The sequence below is a fragment of the Ideonella sp. A 288 genome (assembly GCF_002198735.1).
GTDB lineage: Bacteria > Pseudomonadota > Gammaproteobacteria > Burkholderiales > Burkholderiaceae_C > Pseudaquabacterium.
In genome coordinates this window covers 125,582-145,613 of record NZ_MWLO01000155.1, presented here as the reverse complement: position 1 = coordinate 145,613, position 20,032 = coordinate 125,582, and the positions used below count along the sequence as shown (strand labels likewise).

Sequence of the window (20,032 nt, the reverse complement as noted above, 5' to 3'; positions counted from 1 at the left end):
GCCGGCTTGGGGCGGCCCGGCGCTCGGCCCGCTGTCCTGGTCACTTCAGGAATCGCGTGTCGGCCAGCTTGCCCATGTCGGGCAGCGCCTTGATGATGCCCACCTCGAGCAGCAGGTCGGCCGCCTCCTTGCTGAACTGGGCGTGCTCGCCGGCGAAGAACTTCTGGTTCGCCTCGCGGTCCTGCCAGCGCAGGTAGGCCTGGCTCTTCTCGAAGGCCTCGGCCGTCTGCTTGACGTCGGCACCCATGATCTCGAAGCTCTTCTTGGGCTCGGCCTTGATCATCGCCACGGCGTCGAAGTAGCCGTCGGCCAACGCCTTGGCGGCCTTGGGGTTCTCGGCCAGGAACTTCGGCGTGCAGCCGAAGGTGTCCATCACCATCGGGTAGTCCAGCGTGGTGGCGATGATCTTGCCGGCCTCGGGCTTGGCGCGCACGGCGCCCAGGTAGGGCTCGTAGGTCATGGCCGCGTCGATGCCGTCGGTGCCGGCGATCATCGCGTTGGCGGCGGGCTGCGGGCCCATGTTGACGACCTTCACGTCCTTCACGCTCATGCCGTTCTTCTTCAGGATCCAGGCCAGGCCGAAATAGCCCGCCGTGCCCGGCGCGTCGGCCGCCACGGTCTTGCCCTTCAGGTCGGTGATCTTGGTGATGTGCGGCTTGACCACCATGCCGTCGGCGCCGTAGCTCTTGTCGAGCTGGAAGATTTGCGTGGTGGCCACGCCGTTGGCGTTCCACACCACCCAGGTCTCGACCGTGGTGGCGGCGCACTGGATGTCGCCGGAGGCGATGGCCAGGTGGCGGTCCTTCTGCGGGATCTTCTTGATCGACACGTCCAGGCCGTGCTTCTTGAACAAGCCCGCCTCCTTGGCCAGCGTGAGCGGCGCGAAGCCGGTCCAGCCCGAGATGCCGATGGCGACCTTGGTGTCCTGCGCCTGCGCGGCAGGCGACAAGAGGGCCGCGGCGGCGGCAAGGGCGGCTACGAGGGTCGACGACGTCATGCAAGCTCCTGACAGTGGATGGAAAGGAAAGAACCCCGGGCGAGTGGGCCGCGCCGGAAAGAACCGATGGTGGCGGATCAACCCACCACCCACAACGCGGGCAAGCCCGCGAGCGTGCGGAACACGCCCGACAGCGCCCCGCCGGTGACCAGCGCGGTGGCCCGTTCGATGTCGGGCGCCAGGTAGCGGTCGCGCACCACCGACGGGCACTGCGCACGCAGCAGCGCATGGGCCTGCTCCAGCGCGGGGCTGCTGGCCAGGGGCCGCAGGAAATCGATGCCCTGCCCCGACGCCAACAGTTCGATGCCCAGGATGTAGGCCGTGTTGCGGATCATCGCTTGCAAGCGCCGTGCCGCGAAGGTGGCCATCGAGACGTGGTCTTCCTGGTTGGCCGAGGTGGGCAGCGAATCGACGCTGGCCGGGTGCGCCAGCGACTTGTTCTCGCTGGCCAGCGACGCGGCGGTGACATGGGCGATCATGAAGCCCGAGTTCAGGCCCGCATCGGCGGTGAGGAAGGGCGGCAGGCGCGACACGCCCGCGTCGATCAGCATCGCGATGCGTCGCTCGGCGATGGCGCCCACCTCGGCGATGGCGCAGGCCATCGCATCGGCGGCCAGGGCCACGGGTTCGGCGTGGAAGTTGCCGCCGCTGATCATCATGCCGTCTTCGGCGAACACCAGCGGGTTGTCGGTGACGGCATTGGCCTCGCACAGCAGCACCCGCGCGGCGTGGCGCAGCGAATCGAGGCAGGCGCCCACCACCTGCGGCTGGCAGCGCAGGCAGTACGGGTCTTGCACGCGGTCGTCGCCGTCCTGGTGGGACGCCCGGATGGCGCTGCCCGCCAGCAGCGCGCGGTAGTACTGCGCCACGTCGATCTGCCCCGGCTGGCCGCGCAGCATGTGGATGCGCGGGTCGAACGGGCCGTCGCTGCCTCGCGCGGCGTCCACCGTGAGCGCGCCGATCACCAGCGCCGATTCGAGCACCGGCTCGAACGACAGCAGCGCGTGCAGCGCCAGCGCGGTGGAGGTCTGCGTGCCGTTGATCAGCGCCAGGCCTTCCTTGGCGGCCAACTCCAGCGGCGCGATGCCGGCCTGCTGCAACGCAGGCGCCGCCGGCACCGGCTTGCCATCGACGACGAAATGGCCTTCGCCCATCAGCGCCAGGGTCATGTGGGCCAACGGCGCCAGGTCGCCCGAGGCACCGACCGAGCCCTGGCTGGGCACCTGCGGCACCAGGCCGGCGTTGTGCACCGCCAGCAGGGTGTCGATCACCACCGGCCGCACGCCGCTGTAGCCCCGCGCCAGGCTGGCGGCCTTCAGCGCCAGCATCAACCGCACCACGGGGGCCGACAGCGGCTCGCCCACGCCCACGCTGTGCGATCGGATCAGGTTGAGCTGCAGCGTGGCCAGGTCGGCCTCGCTGATGCGGGTGCTGGCCAGCTTGCCGAAGCCGGTGTTGACGCCGTAGACGGGCGCATCGCCTTCGGCCGCGCGCCGCACCACGGCCGCGCTGGCCAGGATGCCGGGCAGCGCCGACGGGTCCATCATCAGCGGCTGCCCGCCGGCGTGGATGGCTTGCAGTTCATCGAGCGTGAGGAGTCCGGGGCGCAGCAGCATGTCAGTGCACCTCCGGCCGCCCGAAGGGCACTGACGCCCCCACGGGGGGCCGCGAACGAAGTGAGCTGGGGGCCGTCATGCTTTCACCATCGGCAGGTTCAGCCCCTGCGCCTGGGCGCAGGCGATGGCTTCGTCGTAGCCGGCGTCGGCATGGCGCATCACGCCGGTGCCGGGGTCGTTCCAGAGCACGCGTTCGATGCGCTTCGCCGCAGCGTCGGTACCGTCGCAGACGATCACCACGCCGCTGTGCTGCGAGTAGCCCATGCCGACGCCGCCGCCGTGGTGCAGGCTGACCCAGGTGGCACCGCCCGCGGTGTTGAGCAGCGCGTTGAGCAGCGGCCAGTCGCTGACGGCATCGCTGCCGTCCTTCATGGCCTCGGTCTCGCGGTTGGGCGAGGCCACCGAGCCGCTGTCCAGGTGGTCGCGGCCGATCACGATGGGCGCCTTCAGCTCGCCCGACTTCACCATCTCGTTGAAGGCCAGGCCGGCGCGGTGGCGCTCGCCCAGGCCGATCCAGCAGATGCGCGCGGGCAGGCCCTGGAAGGCGATGCGCTCGCCGGCCATGTCCAGCCAGCGGTGCAGGTGCGCGTCCTCGGGGAACAGCTCCTTCATCTTGGCGTCGGTCTTGCGGATGTCCTCCGGGTCGCCGCTCAGCGCCACCCAGCGGAACGGCCCCTTGCCGCGGCAGAACAGCGGCCGGATGTAGGCCGGCACGAAGCCCGGGAAGGCGAAGGCGTTCTTCACGCCGGTGTCGAAGGCCACCTGGCGGATGTTGTTGCCGTAGTCCACGGTGGGCACGCCCATGGCCTGGAAATCGAGCATGGCCTGCACGTGGATGGCGCAGCCCTGGGCCGCGGCGGCGCGCAGTTCGGCGTGCTGGCCGCTGTCGGCGGCGGCCAGCTTCCAGCGCTCCACACTCCAGCCCGGTGGCAGGTAGCCGTTGACCAGGTCGTGCGCCGAGGTCTGGTCGGTCACCAGGTCAGGCCGCAGGCCGCCGACGCGGGCTCGTCGCACCAGCTCGGGCAACACCTCGGCCGCATTGCCCAACAGGCCGATCGACACCGCCCGGCCGGCCTCGGTGTAGCGCGCCAGCCGGGCCAGCGCGTCGTCAAGGTCAGTGGCCTGCTCGTCGAGGTAGCGCGAACGCAGCCGGAAGTCGATGCGCGACTGCTGGCACTCGATGTTGAGCGAGCAGGCGCCGGCGAAGGTGGCCGCCAGCGGCTGGGCGCCGCCCATGCCGCCCAGGCCGGCGGTGAGGATCCATTTGCCAATCCAGTGGGCCCCTCGGTCGACGAGTACGTCGTCCGATCCCCCGAGGGGATCGCGCCCGGCTTGGGGCGGCCCGGCGCTCGGGCGCGAGCGACCGCCATAGTGCTGCCGCCCCGCCTCGACGAAGGTTTCGTAGGTGCCCTGCACGATGCCCTGGCTGCCGATGTAGATCCAGCTGCCGGCGGTCATCTGGCCGTACATCATCAGGCCCTTGCGGTCGAGCTCGTCGAAGTGCTCCCAGGTGGCCCACTTGGGCACCAGGTTCGAGTTGGCCAGCAGCACGCGCGGCGCGTCGGCGTGGGTGCGGAACACGCCCACCGGCTTGCCCGACTGGATGAGCAGGGTCTCGTCTTCCTTCAGCTCGCACAGCGACTGCAGGATCTGCTCGTAGCAGTCCCAGTTGCGGGCGGCCTTGCCGATGCCGCCATAGACCACCAGCGCATCGGGGTTTTCGGCCACGGCCGGGTCGAGGTTGTTCTGCAGCATGCGGTACGCCGCCTCGATCAGCCAGTTGCGGCAGTGCAGCGTGGTGCCGGTGGGCGCCTTCACGGGGTGCGGCTGGGCCACGCGGTGCAACGGGGACAGGTCGGTCATGGCGGGTCTCCGGGTAGTCACTGATCTCGATGGGGTCGGACTGTACTTGTCTAGACAAGTCGATGCAAGTAGCATCGATGCCATGGTTTCCACCAAGGTTTCGCCGCGAACGTCAGCCAGGTCCGCCGGTCCGCCCTATGCCCGCGTCAAGCAGCACCTGCGCGACGAACTGGCGCGCGGCCGCTGGGCCGCCGGCGAGCTGATGCCGTCGGAAGCCGAGTTGGTGGCGCAGTTCGGCGTCAGCCGCATGACGGTGAACCGGGCCCTGCGCGAGCTGCAGGCCGACGGCATGGTGACCCGGGTGCAGGGCGCGGGCACCTACGCCGCGCCGCTGCACAAGGTGTCGTCCACGTTGACCATCCACGATCTGCACGACGAGATCGAATCGCGCGGCCACCACCACCGGGCCGAGGTGCACCTGTGCCGCGCCGAGCAGGCCGCCGCCGCCCTGGCCGGGCAGCTGGGCCTGGCGCCGGGCGCCGAGGTCTTCCACACCCTGATCGTGCACCACGAGGACGGCCTGCCGCTGCAGTGCGAAGACCGCTATGTGAACCCGGCCTGCGCGCCCGGCTACCTGGGCGTCGACTTCACCCAGACCACGCCGACGCACTACCTGTTCCAGGTGACCGAGCTGTGGCGCGCGCAGTACTCGATCGAGGCTGCGCGGCCCACGGCGCAAGAGGCACAGCTGCTGGGCATCGGCGCCGACGAGCCCTGCCTCGTCATCGTGCGGCGCACCTTCAGCCGCAACGAACCCATCACGCTGGCGCGGCTGGTGCAGCCCGGCAGCCGCTACACCTTGCAGGGGGAGTTCTCGCCGTGAGCCAGGCTTCCACCCTGCGCGTGTCGCCCGACGACGTGGCCGACTACGCCCGCGACGGCGCCGTGTGCCTGCGGCAATTGCTGTCGCCGGCCGAGGTGGCGCGGCTGCGCGAGGGCATCGACGCCAACCTCGCCGCGCCCAGCCCGCGCGCCATCGTCGCCAGCCGGCCCGACGACCCCGGCTTCTTCATCGAGGATTTCTGCTGCTGGGCCGACAACCCGGCCTACCGCGACGTGATCTTCGGCTCCGCCCTGGCCGAGGCCGCCGCGGCGCTGATGGGCAGCACCACCGTGCGCCTGTACCACGACCACATGCTGACCAAGGAGCCCGGCACCCGGCAGGCCACACCCTGGCACCAGGACCAGCCCTACTACAACGTCGACGGCCGCCAGAACGTGAGCTTCTGGATCCCGGTCGACCCGGTGCGGCGGCATTCCACGCTGGAGTTCGTCGCCGGCTCGCACCGCGGCCCGTGGCTAATGCCGCGCACCTTCATGACGAACGAGGCGCGCTGGTTCCCCGAGGGCAGCCTGGCCGAACTGCCCGACCTCGAGCGCCAGCGCGACACGCTGCCCATCCTGGGCTGGGCACTGGAACCCGGCGACGTGGTGGCCTTCCACATGCTGGCGCTGCACGCCGCCGGCGGGGTGGACGGCGACCGTCGCCGCCGCGTGTTCTCGCTGCGCGTGCTGGGCGACGACATGCGGCATGCGCCGCGGCGCTGGAAGACCTCGCCCGACTTCCCGGGGCTCACCGACGAGTTGCCGGCCGGCGCCGCACTCGACCATCCACTCTTCCCGAGGCTGTGGCCACGATGACGAACGCACTGCAACTCATCGCCGTGTCGGCCGTGCCGCCACAGGCCTGGCGCAACGGCCTCGGCGCCACCCGCGAATTGCTGGCCTGGCCATCGACCGAGCACTGGCAATGCCGCATCAGCGTGGCCGACATCGCCGAGGACGGCCCGTTCTCGGCCTACCCCGGCGTGGACCGCTGGTTTGCCGTGGCCCAGGGCGCTGGGGTTGTGCTGCGCATCGGCCAAGAGCGCCACGTGCTCGACACCGACAGCCCACCGCTGCACTTCGACGGCGGCCAGGCCCCGGGCTGCAGCCTGCAGGGCGGGGCCACGCGCGATCTCAACCTGATGGCCCGGCGCGACGCCGGGCGGGCGACCCTGCAGCGCGTCCGGGCTATCGACGAGTGGTTCTCCACCGCACCGCTGCGCGCCCTGTTCACCACCGAGCCGCTGACGCTGCAGATCGACGACGCCGACGCCGCCCGCGTGCCCGCGTGGACGTTGGCCGTCAGCACCCATGGCGGCCGCCAGCGCTGGCGTGCCGTCGCCGACAGCGACACGCCACTGGCCTGGTGGATGGACTTCGCCCCGGGAGCGTCGGCATGACCAAGGCGCTGACGCTGTGGCGCGACGCACGCCTGGCCACGATGGACGGCGCTGCGGCCTGGGGCTGGATCGAGCGCGGCGCGATGCTGGTCCGCGGCGACACCCTGCAGTGGGTGGGCGACGAGGCCGACTTGCCCGCCGCGCTGGCCACCGAAAAGGCCCACGAAGCCGTGCACGAGCACTCGCTCGGCGGTGCGCTGGTCACCCCCGGGCTGATCGACTGCCACACCCACCTCGTCTACGGCGGCCACCGCGCCGGCGAGTTCGAGCAGCGGCTCGAAGGCGCCAGCTACGACCAGATCGCCCGCGCGGGCGGCGGCATCCGCTCCACCGTGGCCGCCACGCGGGCGGCCGACGAAGACACGCTGTTCGCGCTGGCCCGCCCACGGGCCCTGGCATTGCGCGCCGAGGGCGTGACCACGGTCGAAATCAAGTCCGGCTACGGCCTGGACGCCGACACCGAGGCACGCTGCCTGCGCGTGGCCCGCCGCCTGGGCCGCGAGCTGCCGATCGGCGTGCGCTGCACCAGCCTGGCTGCGCATGCGCTGCCACCCGAATTCAGCGGCCAGCCCGACGCCTACCTCGACGCCGCCTGCGCCTGGCTGCCGCGCCTGCACGCCGAAGGGCTGGTCGACGCGGTCGACGCCTTCTGCGACGAGATCGCCTTCACGCCGGCTCAAACCCGGCGCATGTTCGACGCCGCCCGCGCGCTGGGCCTGCCGGTCAAGCTGCACGCCGAGCAGTTGACCAACCAGCATGGCGCGGCGCTGGCCGCCGGCTACGGCGCGTTGTCGTGCGACCACCTCGAGCACCTCGACGACGAGGGCATCCGGGCGATGGCCGCGTCCGGCACGGTGGCGGTGCTGCTGCCCGGCGCCTACTACTTCCTGCGCGAGACGAAGCTGCCGCCCGTGGCCGCCTTGCGCGCGGCCGGCGTGCCCATCGCCATCGCCAGCGACCACAACCCCGGATCGTCGCCGGGGCTGTCGCTGCTGCTGATGCTCAACATGGCCTGCACGCTGTTCCGCCTGACGCCAGAGGAGGCGCTGCGCGGCGTCACCGTGCACGCCGCCCGCGCGCTGGGCCTGGCCGCCACGCACGGCCGCCTGGCCGCCGGCTGCCGTGCCGACTTTGCCGTGCACGACGTCGACCACCCGCGCGAACTGGCCTACTGGTTCGGCCGCAACCCCTGCCGGCGCGTGGTGCTCGGCGGGCAGGAGATCACCCCATGACCGACGCCGTGTTCACCCTGCACCGCGGCCGCACGCCGCTGCTGCTGAGTCTGCCGCATGTCGGCACCCACATCCCCGACGCGCTGCGCCCGCGCTATGTCGATCGGGCCCTGCAGGTGGAAGACACCGACTGGCACCTCGAGCGGCTCTACGCCTTCGCGCTCGACCTGGGCGTCAGCGTGCTGGTGCCCCAGATCAGCCGTTATGTGGTCGACCTGAACCGGCCGCCCGAGAACGCGCCGATGTACCCCGGCGCCAACAACACCGAGCTGTGCCCCAGCCGCTTCTTCACCGGCGAACCGCTGTACCGGCCGGGCCAGGGGCCAGACGACGCCGAGGTGGCCCGCCGTGTGCAGCAATGGTGGTGCCCGTACCACGACGCCCTGCAGGGCGAACTGCAGCGCCTGCGCGCCGAGCACGGCCACGCGGTGCTGTTCGATGGCCACAGCATCAAGAGCGAGCTGCCCTGGCTGTTCGAGGGCCAGTTGTGGGACCTGAACCTGGGCACGGTGGACGGGCGCAGTTGCGCACCGTCGCTGCGCGAGGCGCTGTCGCAGGTGCTGGCCGGCCAGCACCGGTACACCCACGTCGTCGATGGCCGCTTCAAGGGCGGGCACATCACCCGCCGATACGGCCGGCCGGACGAGGGCATCCACGCGGTGCAGCTCGAGATGTGCTGGCGCTGCTACATGCACGAGGCGCCGCCCTTCGACTGGGACGAGCCGCGCGCCAGTGCCGCGCAGCCGCTGCTGCGGCAGTTGGTGCAGGCCATGCTGGCCTTCCGCCCATGACGCCCGGCCGCCATGCCTGCGGTGGCCACGCCACCGGGCCGGGAACAGTGAAATGAGCCGGGCACGCCTGCTGTGGGCCGCCCGGGCCTGGCTGGCCGATGGCTGGCACGACGGCGTGCTGCTGCATGTCGGCGCCGATGGCCGCTTCGTGTCGGTGCAATCGGGTGTGCCCGCCCCGCCCGACGCCACGGTGTTGCCCGGCCCGGCGCTGCCGGCGATGGTGAACGCGCACAGCCATGCCTTCCAGCGCGCCTTTGCCGGCATGGCCGAACGGCGCGAGTCGGCGCAGGACGATTTCTGGGGTTGGCGCGACCGCATGTACGCGGTGGCGCTGCGCCTGTCGCCCGAGGCCCTGGAGGCCGTGGCCGCGCAGCTGTATGCCGAGCTGCTGCAGGGCGGCTTCACCCAGGTGTGCGAGTTCCACTACCTGCAGCATGCGCCCGACGGCCGGCCCTACGGCGACCGGCTGGCCATGTGCCGCGCCCTGGCGCGCGCCGCCCGGGCCACCGGCATCGGCCTGACGCTGCTGCCGGTGCTGTACGAGCGCGCCGGCTTCGGCCAACCCGCGCTGCGCGACGACCAGCGCCGCTTTGCCACCACGGCAGACGACGTGCTGGCGCTGCGCGACGGCGTGCGCGCGCTGGGCGAACCGCGGGTGGACGCGGGCGTGGCCATCCACTCGCTGCGCGCGGCCGCACCGGCCAGCATCGCACGGCTGGTGCAAGGGCTCGGCGACGACCCGGCGCCGATCCACGTCCACATCGCCGAGCAGACCGGCGAGGTCGACGACTGCCTGGCCGCCACCGGGCAGCGCCCGATCGAGTGGCTGGCCGCGCACGTGCCGCTGGATGCGCGCTGGCAGCTGGTGCATGCCACGCACGCCACGGCGGCGGAGATCGAGGCGGTCACCCGCGCCGGCGCGGGGGTGGTGATCTGCCCGTCGACCGAGGGCAACCTGGGCGACGGCCTGTGCGACCTGCCGGCCTGGCTGGCCCACGGTGCCGTCACCTCCATCGGCACCGACAGCCACGTGGCCCGCGCCTGGCCGGCCGAGCTGCGGCTGCTGGAATACGGCCAGCGCCTGGCCCTGCGCCAGCGCAACGTGGCCGCGGCGCCGCAGCATGGCCGGCCGGCCACCGCGCACCGGCTGTTCGACGGCTGCGTGTCGGGCGGCGCGGCCGCGGCCGGCTTCGGCACCTGGGGCCTGGTGGCCGGGGCGCGGGCCGACCTGCTGGTGCTCGACCCGCAGGCGCCCGGGCTGCTGGGCATGCCGGCCACGCACGCGCTGGATGCGCTGGTGTTCGCCACCGACGGGCCGGTCTTCGCTCAGGTGTGGGTGGCCGGCGAATGCCAGGTCAGCGACGGCCGCCATCGGGCCGCGCCGCGCATCGCCGAGGCCTATGCGGCGACGATGCGGGGGCTGTGGGCGCCGGCCTGAGGGTGGCACCGCCGACGGTCTGCCGAACGACGAGAAGCCGCGGGGCTGCCGCCCGCGCCTTGTGCCGGCATGCCGCCGGCGAATGAACGCTCACATCGAAGAATACTTCACGCTGCAGCCGTAGGCCTGCGTCACCGGCGTGGCCACGGCCTTGCCGGCCAGCGTGTCGGCCAGCGCCTGGGTGACGTGGTTGGTGGCCGTGGCGATGTCGGCCGCGCGCGCGGTGGGCTTGCTGTCGATGGCACCGACGTACACCAGCGTGCCCTTCGGGTCGATCACGTACATGTGCGGCGTGGTGCGCGCGCCGTAGGCCCGGCCGACCTTGCCGTCGGCGTCCATCAGCGTGGCGGTGGCGGCGGCGTTCTGCTCCTTCATCCACGCGGCCATCGCGGCGGGCCGCAGGTGGTCGCTGGCATCGGTCGCGGTGGAGTTGATGGCCAGCCACACCACGCCCTGGCCCACCGCCGCCTTCTGCGTGGCCTGCATGTTGCCAGCCGAGTAATGCTTGCGCACATAGGGGCAGCCAGGGTTCACCCATTCCAGCACAACGTGCCGGCCCTTGAAGTCGGCCAGCGACACGGCCTTGCCCGAGGTGTCGGTGGCGGTGAAGGGCGGTGCCGGCTGGCCCACCGATGCGGCGGCACGTGCCACGCCGGCGGACAGGGCCAGGCAGGCGATCAAGGCGGGGACGACATGGCGACGCTTCATCGGGGGCTCCTCGGGCAAGGGTGGGCGGACGGGCTCAGCGCAGCGAGGCCAGTGCCTCGCGGATCTCGCGCACGGACGGAATTTCGCTCAACAGCCGCGGCGATGTCGAACCAGGGGCATGCAGCGCGTACACCGGCACGCCGTTGCGGCCCAGGCGGGCCAGTTCGGCGGCGATGGCGGCGTCGCGGCGCGTCCAGTCGGCGCGCAGCAGCAGCACGCGCCCCGCCTGGAAGTCGGCCAGCACCTGGGCATCGGCCAGCACGGTGCGCTTGTTGACCTGGCAAGTGACGCACCATGCGGCGGTGAAGTCGACGAACACCGGCCGGCCTTGCGCCAGCGCGTCCTGCACCCGCCGAGCCGACCAGGCCTGCCAGCCGGCGGCAGCGTCGTCGGCCGCGTGGGCGGCGGCAGCCTGCAGCGCGCCATCGTCGGCCCGCGCACGGCGCCCGGTCTCCGGCTGCAGGGCCGGCAAGGCCCAGGCCAGCGTGGCCACGAACATCGCCACCGTCAGCACGCGCAGGGTGCCATGCGACCACACGCTCAGCCCGATGGTGCCGTTGGCCCAGGCCACGAACGTCATCGCCAGCAGCAGGCCCAGCACCGACACCATGCCGTCGACGCCCACCTGCTGGCCCAGCACCCACAGCAGCCAGACCACCGTGGCAAACATCGGGAAGGCCATCAGCGCCCTGAAGTGCAGCATCCAGGCCCCGGGTCGCGGCAGCGCCCGGGCCAGTGACGGCCATGCGCTGCAGGCCAGGAAGGGCGCCGCCATGCCCAGGCCGAGTGCTGCGAAGACGGCCAGCGCCTGCACGGCCGGCAGCGTGGCCGCCACGCCCAGCGAGGCCCCCATGAACGGCGCCGTGCAGGGCGAGGCCACCGCCACGGCCAGCACGCCGGTGAAGGCCGAATCGACCAGCGGGTGCCGGGCCCGCCACGACGCCAGCGAGCCCGGCAGCACCGCGCCGAACTCGAACAGCCCGGCCAGGTTCAACCCGATCACCGTGAACAGCACCGCCAGCGCCGCCACCACCCCCGGCGACTGCAGCTGGAAGCCCCAGCCCAGTTGCTCGCCACCCGCCCGCAGCGCGATCAGCAGGCCGGCCAGCGCCAGGAAGCTGGCGACCACGCCCGCGGTGTAGGCCAGCCCGCCGGCCAGCAGCAATCGCCGCTCCTGCGCGTGGGTCGCGAAGCCCAGCACCTTGAGCGACAGCACCGGGAACACGCAGGGCATCAGGTTGAGCAGCAGACCGCCGGCGAAGGCCAGCAGCCAGACCATGGGCCCGGCGGTGGTGGGTCGCGTCGCGGGCGTTGCGGCCGGCGCCGCGGGCACCTCTGGCGCTGCAGACGGGGCGAAGGCGGTCGCCCCCGGCGCTGGCCAGGGGCCATCGATCAGCACGCGCACCTGCCGACCGACCGGGTCGCCGTCCGCCACCAGCACCGCGGCCATCGCCGACGGGCCCTGGCTGCGCTGCGCCGACAGCGGCACCCGGGCCTGCCAACGTTCGCCCTGCCACGCCGCCGCCAGGGGCGCTGCATGGTCGATCACGCCCTGCAACTCGGGCAGGAAGGCCAGGGGGCGCCCCTGCCATGCGTCGGGCAAACCGGTCACCTGCAGCGCGAGCGTGCCGTCGCGCACGGTGGCGACTGCCGATGCGCCGGGCAGCACGGGCGGCACGGCCGCCAGCGCGGCCTCGAACAAGGCCGCCTGCGCCCGCTGCGGCGGGCCCATCGGCAGGCGCAGCGCGAAACGGCCGGTCTCGGGGATGCAGACCTCCTTGCAGACCAGCCAGTCGGCCTCGAGGCTGAGCTCGACGGCGCCGCCTTCGGCGGTCGACGGCACCGTCACCGGCACCGGCAGCAGCAGCGTGCCTTCGTACCCGAGGTTGACCAGCGGGCCGTAGGGCAGGCGCCGCGGCGTGGGCCAGGCGATGTCGCCCGCGACCCAGCCGGCCGGCAGGGCCCAGGCCATCGAGGTGGCCTGGCCGGAATCGCCCGGGTTCTTCCAGTAGGTGTGCCAGTGCGGCCGGTGCTCGATCTTCAAGCCCAGCCACAGCGGCCGGCCCGGGGCCACGCCCTCGGGCGCGTGGGCCAGCAGTTCTGCGCGCACCTGTTCGGTGGTGACCACCGACGACGCGGCCTGCACACCCGCGCCGCACAGCGCCAGCAGGGCCGGCAGCCACAGGGCAGGCCGCCAAAGGACCGACAGCCACCCGGCCGTCGACCTTGCGTCGGGCCGCAGGCAGGCGGGCAGCAGACAGGCGGTCAGTGCGATAAGGCGTGTGGTCATCGAGGCAGGGTCCGGGCTCAGGTGCCCGGCGCACCCGCCGCGAGGCTGCGCAGCGCCACCGATTGACGCTGCCCCCGCGGATGCACTCTACTGTGCCGCTTCACAGACTGCGAGGAGCACGCATGGGCACCATGATCACCTACCCCCGCCCCGATGGGCAGACCGTCTCGGGCTACCTGGCCGAGCCGGCGCAGGCCGCCGGCGCGCCGGCGGTGGTCGTGATCCAGGAGTGGTGGGGCCTGAACGACCAGATCCGCGGCGTGGCCGAGCGCCTGGCACGGGCGGGCTACCTGGCGCTGGTGCCCGACCTGTACCGCGGCAAGTCGGCCCTGGCGGCCGAAGAGGCGCACCACCTGATGAGCGGCCTGAACTTCGGCGACGCCGCCTCGCAGGACGTGCGCGGCGCGGTGCAATACCTGAAGGGCCGGGCCGCCAAGGTCGGCATCACCGGCTACTGCATGGGCGGCGCGCTGACGCTGCTGTCGCTGGCGCAATCGCCCGAGGCCGACGCCGGCGTGGTGTGGTACGGCTTCCCGCCGCTGGAGTACCTGGACGCGTCGAAGATCAAGGCGCCGGTGATGGCCCACTGGGCCGAGCAGGACAACCCGTTCCCGATCGCCACCGTGGACACGCTGGAAGAGAAGCTGAAGGCCGCCGACGTGCGCTACACCGGCCACCGCTACCTGGCCCACCACGCCTTTGCCAATGAAACCGCGCAGGGGCCCGGGCGCATCCCGATCACCCAGTACGACGCCGCCTGGGCGCAGGTGGCCTGGGACCGCACTTTCAGCTTCTTCGGCAGGCACCTGGCCTGACCGAACGGCCTGGCCACCCGGCGGTGGCCAGGCCGGTGCCCGGCGGAGCGGGCCGGGACACCATGCCGGCGCTCAGGGCGTCGGCACCAGCTTGTGGCGCAGCGCCACCAGCACCGCCGCCGTGCGGTTGTCGACGTGCAACTTGGCCAGGATGTTGGTGACGTGGAACTTCACCGTCGGCATCGCGATGGCCAGGCGCTCGGAGATCTCTCGGTTGGCCAGGCCGGACGCCATCAGTGCCAGCAGGCTGCGCTCGCGCGGCGTGAGGTCGGCCCCCAGGCCCCGGGAGCCGTCGGCCGGGGCCGAGGTGCCGGACAACGCCGGCGAATGCACCTGCAGCCCGCGGTGCACGGCATGGATGGCCGTGACCAGCTCCTGTGACGAGGCACTCTTGAGCAGCACGCACGACGCGCCGGCGGCCACCGCCCGGCGCACGTCGGGCGGATCGATGCGGGTGGTCAGCAGCACCAGCCGCGCGCTCGGCATGGCGCGGCGCATCGCCGCCACCGCGGCGATGCCGTCCATGCCGGGCATGTCCTGGTCGATCAGCACCACGTCGGGGTCCAGTGCCGGGGCCGCCCGCAGGGCTTCGGCGCCGTCGGCGGCCTCGCCCACCCACAGCAGGTCGCGCTCGGCGGCCAGCGTGGTGGCCAGGCCGCGCCGGAACATCGGATAGCTGTCGACGACGAATACACGCACGGCATCCACCTTGCACACACGCGACCAGCTCATGGTCGACACGATCGGCACCCCCGACCGGGGCTCGAGTTCAGTCATTGCCATCACATTGCTCCTAGATTCGAAGGGACGCGGACCCACTCCACCAGGTCCAGCAGCAGGCAGGCCTGGACCACGCTGCGCAACTGCAGCGGACTGACACGGGACAGGCGACGCAGCGCGGCCGGCGTCGCGGGCCCGCCCAGCAGTCGCCGGGCGATGTCCAGTTCGTGTGGCACCCGCGTGTAGCGCACCACCTGTTCGGCACCGGTGCCCCGGAGCAGCGCATGCCAGCCGTCGTCCGGCGCGCCGATCAGCGGCAGGCGGCCCGCGGCGATGCCCAGGTCCCACAGCGTGGCGTCGAGGTCGCGCACCACGGCCTGGGGGCCGGGCCGTGCGCCGTCGTTCACCTGCGGCAAGGCCTGCTGCAGGCGCAGCTGCACAAGGGCCTCGGGGTCGAGGACGACCTGGCGCCGTTGGAAGTCGACGCGCAGGTGCATGCCCGGCCTGTAGCTCACCGACAGCACCGGCGAGAACGGCGCGCGGGCACCGTGCATCAGCTTCAGCAGCAGCGGGGCGCCGTCGGACACGGAAGCCGCATCGGTCGACTGCGGCGCGTCGAGCCCGGTGTCGAACACCGAGTCGGCGCCGGTGTGCGGATCCATCCAGCGGCTGCCGCGCAGGTCGGCCGGGCGGTCCAGCTGCTGCCGCACCAGGGCCAGCGGCTCGATCTGCTGCCACAAGCTCATTTCCATCGCGTCGCTGCTGGCGACGGTCGTGTCGAGCACGACCAGCGGCCGGTCTTGGCGCACGGCGTCGATCAGTTCCTTCGACATGCGCCGGGCCAGGCTGCCACCGAGCAGGACGATGTCGCCGGCATCGTGGCGCACCTGGAAGCGAAGCCCCAGGCGTTCGCCCACCCGGTGCAGGGCCGACTCGGCGGCCGCGGCATCGCGCTCGGCGAGACCCAGGCGCTGGACGACCAGGCCACGCGGTGCGGCCATGCGGTGGCCCGCCACGGTCTCGATCGGGTGCCGCCGCGCGGTGCTGCCTTGCCAGATTGCCGAAGTGTCCATGTCGCGCCCTGTCCCATTCCTATGGACAGGAGCGTAGGGGCGGCGGCGGTCACGGACCATCCAGCGGGCCCTGAATCGGGCTCGCCGCTTTCCCCGAATCCCGGCTCAGGGATTCCCTGAGGAGTCCGGCGGCGGCACGGCGGTGGCGCCGCCGCTGACCGTCAAGGCCAGCGGCAGCGCCAGTTCGAACTGCGCCCCCCCGCCCCCCGGCGCCCGGCCGGCCCGCAGGCTGCCGGCATGCCGCCGGGCCACGCGCTGGACGAACAGCAGCCCCAGGCCGACGCCCTGCGGGTCGCGCACGGCCGCGCCCTCGTCGCCGCGGGCCAGCTGGGCCAGCTGCGAATCGCTGAGCCCCGGGCCCTCGTCGCGCAAGCACAGCACCCAGCGCCCGTCCTGGACCCGCATCGAGGCCTGGACACGACCACCGACCGGGCTGTGGCGGATGGCGTTGGCCAGCAGGTTGCCGATGGCCCGCAACATGAGCGGCCGGTCCATCATCAGCGCGATGTCGGGTCCGGCCGATTGCACGGACACGGCCACCTGCCCCGCCGCGGCCTGGGGCTGCAGGTCGGCCACCGCGGCGGACACCAGCGCGCCCGCCGACACCGGCTCGAAGGCCAGCGCCTGGGTCTGCGCCTGGGCGGCCCGCACGAAATCGTCCGACAGCGCCAGCGTGCGCGAGGCCAGCCGGCGCATCTCGCGCAGCAGGTCGTCCTGCGGCATGCACGCCTGGCCCTTCAGGTGCAGGTCGGCCAGCAGCACGATGGCGTTGGCCGGCGAGCGCAGGTCGTGCGAGACGAAGGCCAACGCCTCTTCGCGCTCGCGCTGGGCCTGCTTGACCGGCCGCAGGTCGGCCAGCGTGACGATGAGGCGGTGCAGCCCCTGCAGGTCGACCGCGGCGACGTGGACGACGTAGTCGCCCGCATCGCGCAGGTGGCCTTCCACCGCCAGGCCATCGGCCCCCGGCTTCAGGGCGGCAATGGCCGCCGGCCAGTCGAAGGGGGGCGTGCTCGTCAGTTCGCCCAGCAGGCGCACCAGGTCGAGGCCGTGCAGGTCTTCGGCCGATTCCACCTCGAACAGCACCGCGGCCTTCGGGTTGGCCAGCACCACGCGGGCCTGCTCGTCGCCCACCATCATGGCCGTGGGCATGGCGGCCAGCGAATCGGCCAGGAACTGCCGCGCCTGGCGCACCAGCGTGCCGGCGCGCTGCAGCGTCTGCAGTCGGGCCTCGATGACGTCGCCCTGCCCGTCCACGCGCGACACCACCGCCACCGCCGGGCGTTCACCCGGCAACAAGGCCTCGGCACCGAGGCGCTGGATCTCCTGGTCCAGGCCCGCCACCGCGCGCTCGAGGCGCCGCCAGCTCCACAGCGGATAGGCCAGCAGCGCGGCCAGCGCGTAGGGCACCGGGCTCCACCACAGCCCGGCGTTCAGCGACAACAGGCTGGCCAGCACGGCCAGCGGCACCGAGGCCACCGCCGTCGGCAGCGCCACCCGCGGTCCGAAGCGGCCGAAACTGAGGGTCAGCGCCAGCAGCGCCAGCGCCGAGCCGGCGGCCAGGGTGCGATCGTCCACCGGGCGCACCGCATCGCCCGAACGCAGCGTGTACAGCGTGTTGGCCAGCACCTCGATGCCGGGCATGGCCTGGTGCGAGGCATTCACCGGCGTGGCCAGCGTGTCGCCCAGGCCCTGCGCGGTCATGCCCACGAGCACGTAGCGGCCGGCCAGGCGCTCGGCCGGCACGGTGCCCTGCAGCACATCGACATAGGACACGCGATCGACGGTGCCGGGGGGGCCGACATAGCGGATCAGCAACTGGCCATCGCGCAGCCAGCCCGTCTCCGGGCCAACGTCGCGCTTCAGGGTGGTCACCCGCGGGTGGACGGATTCGCCTCCGGCCTCGAGCAGCGCCAATGCCAGGTGCGGGTACGGCGCCGCCGACGGACCGGCCTGCAGGAAGGCATGGCGCAGCACGCCATCGGCATCGACCGCCGACTCGGCCGTGCCCAGGCGCACCGACGGACGAAGCAGCGCGGCGGGCTCGAGCGGCACCGGCGGGCCCGACTCCCAGCGCAGGGCCGTGCGCGTGCGGTCGGCCGTCCACACCACCGGCACGATCACCGGCGCGGCGCGCACCAGCGCGCGGGCGAGCAGCACGTCCTGCACCGGGTCGGGGTCGGGCTCGCTCAGCACCAGGTCCAGCGCCACGGCCTTGGGCCGGGCCACTGCCAGCCGCTCCATCAGCGACGCGTGCACGGCACGCCGCCATGGCCAGCGGCCGATCGCCTCGACGCTGGCGTCGTCGATGGCCACGATGACGATGCCGGGCGGCGCCGGCCGCTGCCAGGCCGTGAGCCCGAAGTCGTAGACGACGCGGTCGAGCCGCCACGTCCAGCCACCCAGCGCCAGCACACTGGCCAGTGCCGCCAGCACGGCGGCGATCGCCAGTTCGTCGCGCCAGCGCGCCAGAAAACCGGGGCCCGCGGCGCCGGCGTGGCGCGCGGCTGGGCTCACGGCAGCAGGTTCAGCGTGGAGTCGGCCGCCCGGACGCACTGGCCGGCCGAGTCGCGCATGCAGTTCGGCACGTCGAAGTGCTGCGGCGTGGTGAACGGGCCGACGAAGCCGTCGGGGTCGCGGGCCCGCAGCCGCACGTAGAAGCGGCCCGTGCCCGGCAACGGCAGGTCGAGGGAGGGTTGATCGAGCTGCCGCACCAGCACCGGCTGCGCGAAGGTGGGCTCGCGCGCGACCTGGAACTCGAAGGTCTGCCCAGGCAGGCCTTCCCACGAGAAGTTGATCGACTGATCGCCGATGCGCGGCGGGCTGGGCGCGGCTGGCACCGGCCGGATGTCGAAGCTGCGCACCGCGCCCCACGGGCCCTGGTCGCCCTCGCCGCGCACACTGGCCAGTTGCCAGTGGTAGGTGCCGGGCACCAGGCCGCCCAGCTCGGCCTGCAGGCCGCGCACGTCCTTCAGGTCGCGCAGCACGGTCTTGAAGTCGGGCTCCTGCGACAGGCGCAGGCGGTAGTGCTGCGCCTCGGCGTTGGCGGCCCAGGCCAGCTCGACCCGGTCGCCGAACAGCACGGCCTTCGGCGCTGGTGCGGACGGCAGCGGCGCCTCGGGCCGGGCCTTCAGGCGGAAGCGGAAATCGGCGTCACGGCCCTCCAGGCCCTGGCCATCGATGGCGCGCACGCGCAGCAGGTAGTCGCCGTCGGGCAGCCCGGCAAAGCGCAGCTCGGGCGTCGCGGAGGTGAGGTCGGCCAGCACCCTCTCGAAGCCGGCGTCGAGCGCCACCTGCCCGCGGTAGGCCGCCGCCCCATCCATCGCCGTCAGCGGAAAGCGCACCAGCAGGCGCTCCTGCAGCGCCGGCAATACCGACACGTCGGGCATGCCGAGCAGGCGCACCGGCACGGCGACCTGGCCGGTGGCACCGATGAGCGTGCCCTGGCCGGCATCCAGCCGCACGGCACCGGGCCCGGCCTCCAGGCGCTGCAACGCGCCGTCGTGGCCCTGCACCGCCACCACGCCGCCAAGCACCTCGCCGCGCGTGACGCCTCGCTCGGTGTCGACCGCGACCCGGAACTCGGTGCCGCGCACGCCGAGCACGCCCTGCGGCGTGTGGATGCGGAAACCCGGGCGACCGGCGGGCGCAGGCGCGGCCTCGACCTCGACACGGCCGCGCTCGAGCCGGGCACCGGACTGCACCGCCGCGGCGTCGCGCAGCCTGCGCGATTCGCTCACCTGCAGCCGGCTGGCGGGCCGCAGGCGCAGCACGGTGCCGTCGACGAGGCGGATGGTGACGTGGCCATCGGCACCCGTGTTCACCTCGCCGCCCTCGGCCACCGGCTGGCCCGCCTGCATCGTGGCCTGGCCGGCGCCACGCACCTCGCCCACCACGCTGACCAGGGTGGCCGGCACAGGGTCGCTGCTCATCAGGCGATACGGGATGCGCAGCGTGGCACCGGTGGCGATGCGGTTGGGGTTGCGCAGGCCATTGACACGGGCCAGTTCGGGCCAGCGCACGGCATCGACGAGGTAGCGCCGGCCCAGGCCGATGAGCGTGTCGCCGCGCACCGTGGTGTGCACATGGGCCGGCTCGTCGGCCGCCACGGGATCGGCGGCGCTGGCCGCGAAGGACAGCACCGCACAGGCCGCGGCCACGGCCACGGCGCCGGCGCGCAGCGTCCGGGCCAGTGGCGGCTTCGGCAGCTCGTCGTCGAGCCGGCGCCGACTCATGGCTGCCGCTCCCGCGGCGGGCACACAAGAGC

The 20,032-nt window shown here is 72.9% G+C and carries 16 protein-coding genes; 7 read left to right on the top strand and 9 right to left on the bottom strand.

Features of this window, described 5'->3' with window-relative positions:
- Positions 1-40 precede the first annotated feature (40 nt).
- The 3 genes from EOINJALH_RS27640 to hutU all read right to left on the bottom strand — a co-directional run bounded on the left by EOINJALH_RS27640 (position 41) and on the right by hutU (position 4,476).
- The gene (locus EOINJALH_RS27640) at positions 41-997 is read right to left on the bottom strand and encodes an ABC transporter substrate-binding protein (RefSeq protein WP_088286292.1); all 957 of its coding nucleotides are present in this window, start codon (positions 995-997) and stop codon (positions 41-43) included.
- 77 nt (positions 998-1,074) lie between these two features.
- Entirely contained in the window at positions 1,075-2,613 is a 1,539-nt protein-coding gene (gene hutH / locus EOINJALH_RS27635) for a histidine ammonia-lyase (RefSeq protein WP_088286290.1), read from the bottom strand.
- A 75-nt stretch (positions 2,614-2,688) separates the two neighbouring features.
- Entirely contained in the window at positions 2,689-4,476 is a 1,788-nt protein-coding gene (gene hutU, locus EOINJALH_RS27630) for a urocanate hydratase (protein WP_088286288.1), read from the bottom strand.
- An 82-nt stretch (positions 4,477-4,558) separates the two neighbouring features.
- Here hutU and hutC point away from each other — a divergent pair, with 82 nt between their 5' ends.
- From hutC to EOINJALH_RS27600, 6 genes are read left to right on the top strand one after another with little or no spacing between them, the layout of a single operon-like run.
- Complete coding sequence (gene hutC, locus EOINJALH_RS27625; protein WP_088286286.1) at positions 4,559-5,299, top strand: histidine utilization repressor; 741 nt, start codon at positions 4,559-4,561, stop codon at positions 5,297-5,299.
- Positions 5,296-6,117, top strand: coding sequence for a phytanoyl-CoA dioxygenase family protein (locus tag EOINJALH_RS27620; protein ID WP_088286284.1), 822 nt, complete (start codon positions 5,296-5,298; stop codon positions 6,115-6,117). The genes hutC and EOINJALH_RS27620 overlap by 4 nt, the downstream gene beginning before the upstream one ends.
- A complete protein-coding gene (locus tag EOINJALH_RS27615; RefSeq protein WP_144290202.1) occupies positions 6,114-6,701 on the top strand; it encodes a HutD family protein in 588 nt (195 codons plus the stop codon). The genes EOINJALH_RS27620 and EOINJALH_RS27615 overlap by 4 nt, the downstream gene beginning before the upstream one ends.
- Positions 6,698-7,933 (top strand): imidazolonepropionase, encoded by a 1,236-nt coding sequence (gene hutI / locus EOINJALH_RS27610; RefSeq protein ID WP_088286280.1) that lies wholly within the window; start codon positions 6,698-6,700, stop codon positions 7,931-7,933. The genes EOINJALH_RS27615 and hutI overlap by 4 nt, the downstream gene beginning before the upstream one ends.
- Positions 7,930-8,724: an N-formylglutamate deformylase gene (hutG, locus tag EOINJALH_RS27605; protein WP_088286278.1), complete on the top strand. Its 795-nt coding sequence runs from the start codon at positions 7,930-7,932 to the stop codon at positions 8,722-8,724. Before hutI ends, hutG begins: the two co-directional genes overlap by 4 nt.
- A gap of 52 nt (positions 8,725-8,776) precedes the next feature.
- Complete coding sequence (locus EOINJALH_RS27600) at positions 8,777-10,162, top strand: formimidoylglutamate deiminase (RefSeq protein ID WP_088286276.1); 1,386 nt, start codon at positions 8,777-8,779, stop codon at positions 10,160-10,162.
- Positions 10,163-10,252: 90 nt separating this feature from the next.
- Here the strand turns inward: EOINJALH_RS27600 and EOINJALH_RS27595 are convergent, their stop codons facing one another.
- Together EOINJALH_RS27595 and EOINJALH_RS27590 are read right to left on the bottom strand one after the other, a co-directional pair.
- Complete coding sequence (locus EOINJALH_RS27595; protein WP_088286274.1) at positions 10,253-10,870, bottom strand: thioredoxin family protein; 618 nt, start codon at positions 10,868-10,870, stop codon at positions 10,253-10,255.
- 34 nt (positions 10,871-10,904) lie between these two features.
- The gene (locus tag EOINJALH_RS27590) at positions 10,905-13,160 is read right to left on the bottom strand and encodes a protein-disulfide reductase DsbD (RefSeq protein ID WP_199873489.1); all 2,256 of its coding nucleotides are present in this window, start codon (positions 13,158-13,160) and stop codon (positions 10,905-10,907) included.
- 131 nt (positions 13,161-13,291) lie between these two features.
- Here EOINJALH_RS27590 and EOINJALH_RS27585 point away from each other — a divergent pair, with 131 nt between their 5' ends.
- On the top strand, positions 13,292-13,975 hold the full coding sequence (locus EOINJALH_RS27585) for a dienelactone hydrolase family protein (RefSeq protein WP_088286434.1): 684 nt from the start codon (positions 13,292-13,294) through the stop codon (positions 13,973-13,975).
- 72 nt (positions 13,976-14,047) lie between these two features.
- Here EOINJALH_RS27585 and EOINJALH_RS27580 read toward each other — a convergent pair whose 3' ends face one another.
- The 4 genes from EOINJALH_RS27580 to EOINJALH_RS31470 form a co-directional block, all read right to left on the bottom strand.
- Entirely contained in the window at positions 14,048-14,758 is a 711-nt protein-coding gene (locus EOINJALH_RS27580) for a response regulator transcription factor (protein WP_088286272.1), read from the bottom strand.
- The gene (locus EOINJALH_RS27575; RefSeq protein WP_088286270.1) at positions 14,758-15,768 is read right to left on the bottom strand and encodes a hypothetical protein; all 1,011 of its coding nucleotides are present in this window, start codon (positions 15,766-15,768) and stop codon (positions 14,758-14,760) included. The genes EOINJALH_RS27580 and EOINJALH_RS27575 overlap by 1 nt, the downstream gene beginning before the upstream one ends.
- Before the next feature lie 105 nt (positions 15,769-15,873).
- Positions 15,874-18,282 (bottom strand): CHASE2 domain-containing protein, encoded by a 2,409-nt coding sequence (locus tag EOINJALH_RS27570; RefSeq protein WP_158219921.1) that lies wholly within the window; start codon positions 18,280-18,282, stop codon positions 15,874-15,876.
- Positions 18,279-20,000, bottom strand: coding sequence for a FecR domain-containing protein (locus EOINJALH_RS31470; RefSeq protein ID WP_144290201.1), 1,722 nt, complete (start codon positions 19,998-20,000; stop codon positions 18,279-18,281). The genes EOINJALH_RS27570 and EOINJALH_RS31470 overlap by 4 nt, the downstream gene beginning before the upstream one ends.
- Positions 20,001-20,032 lie beyond the last annotated feature (32 nt).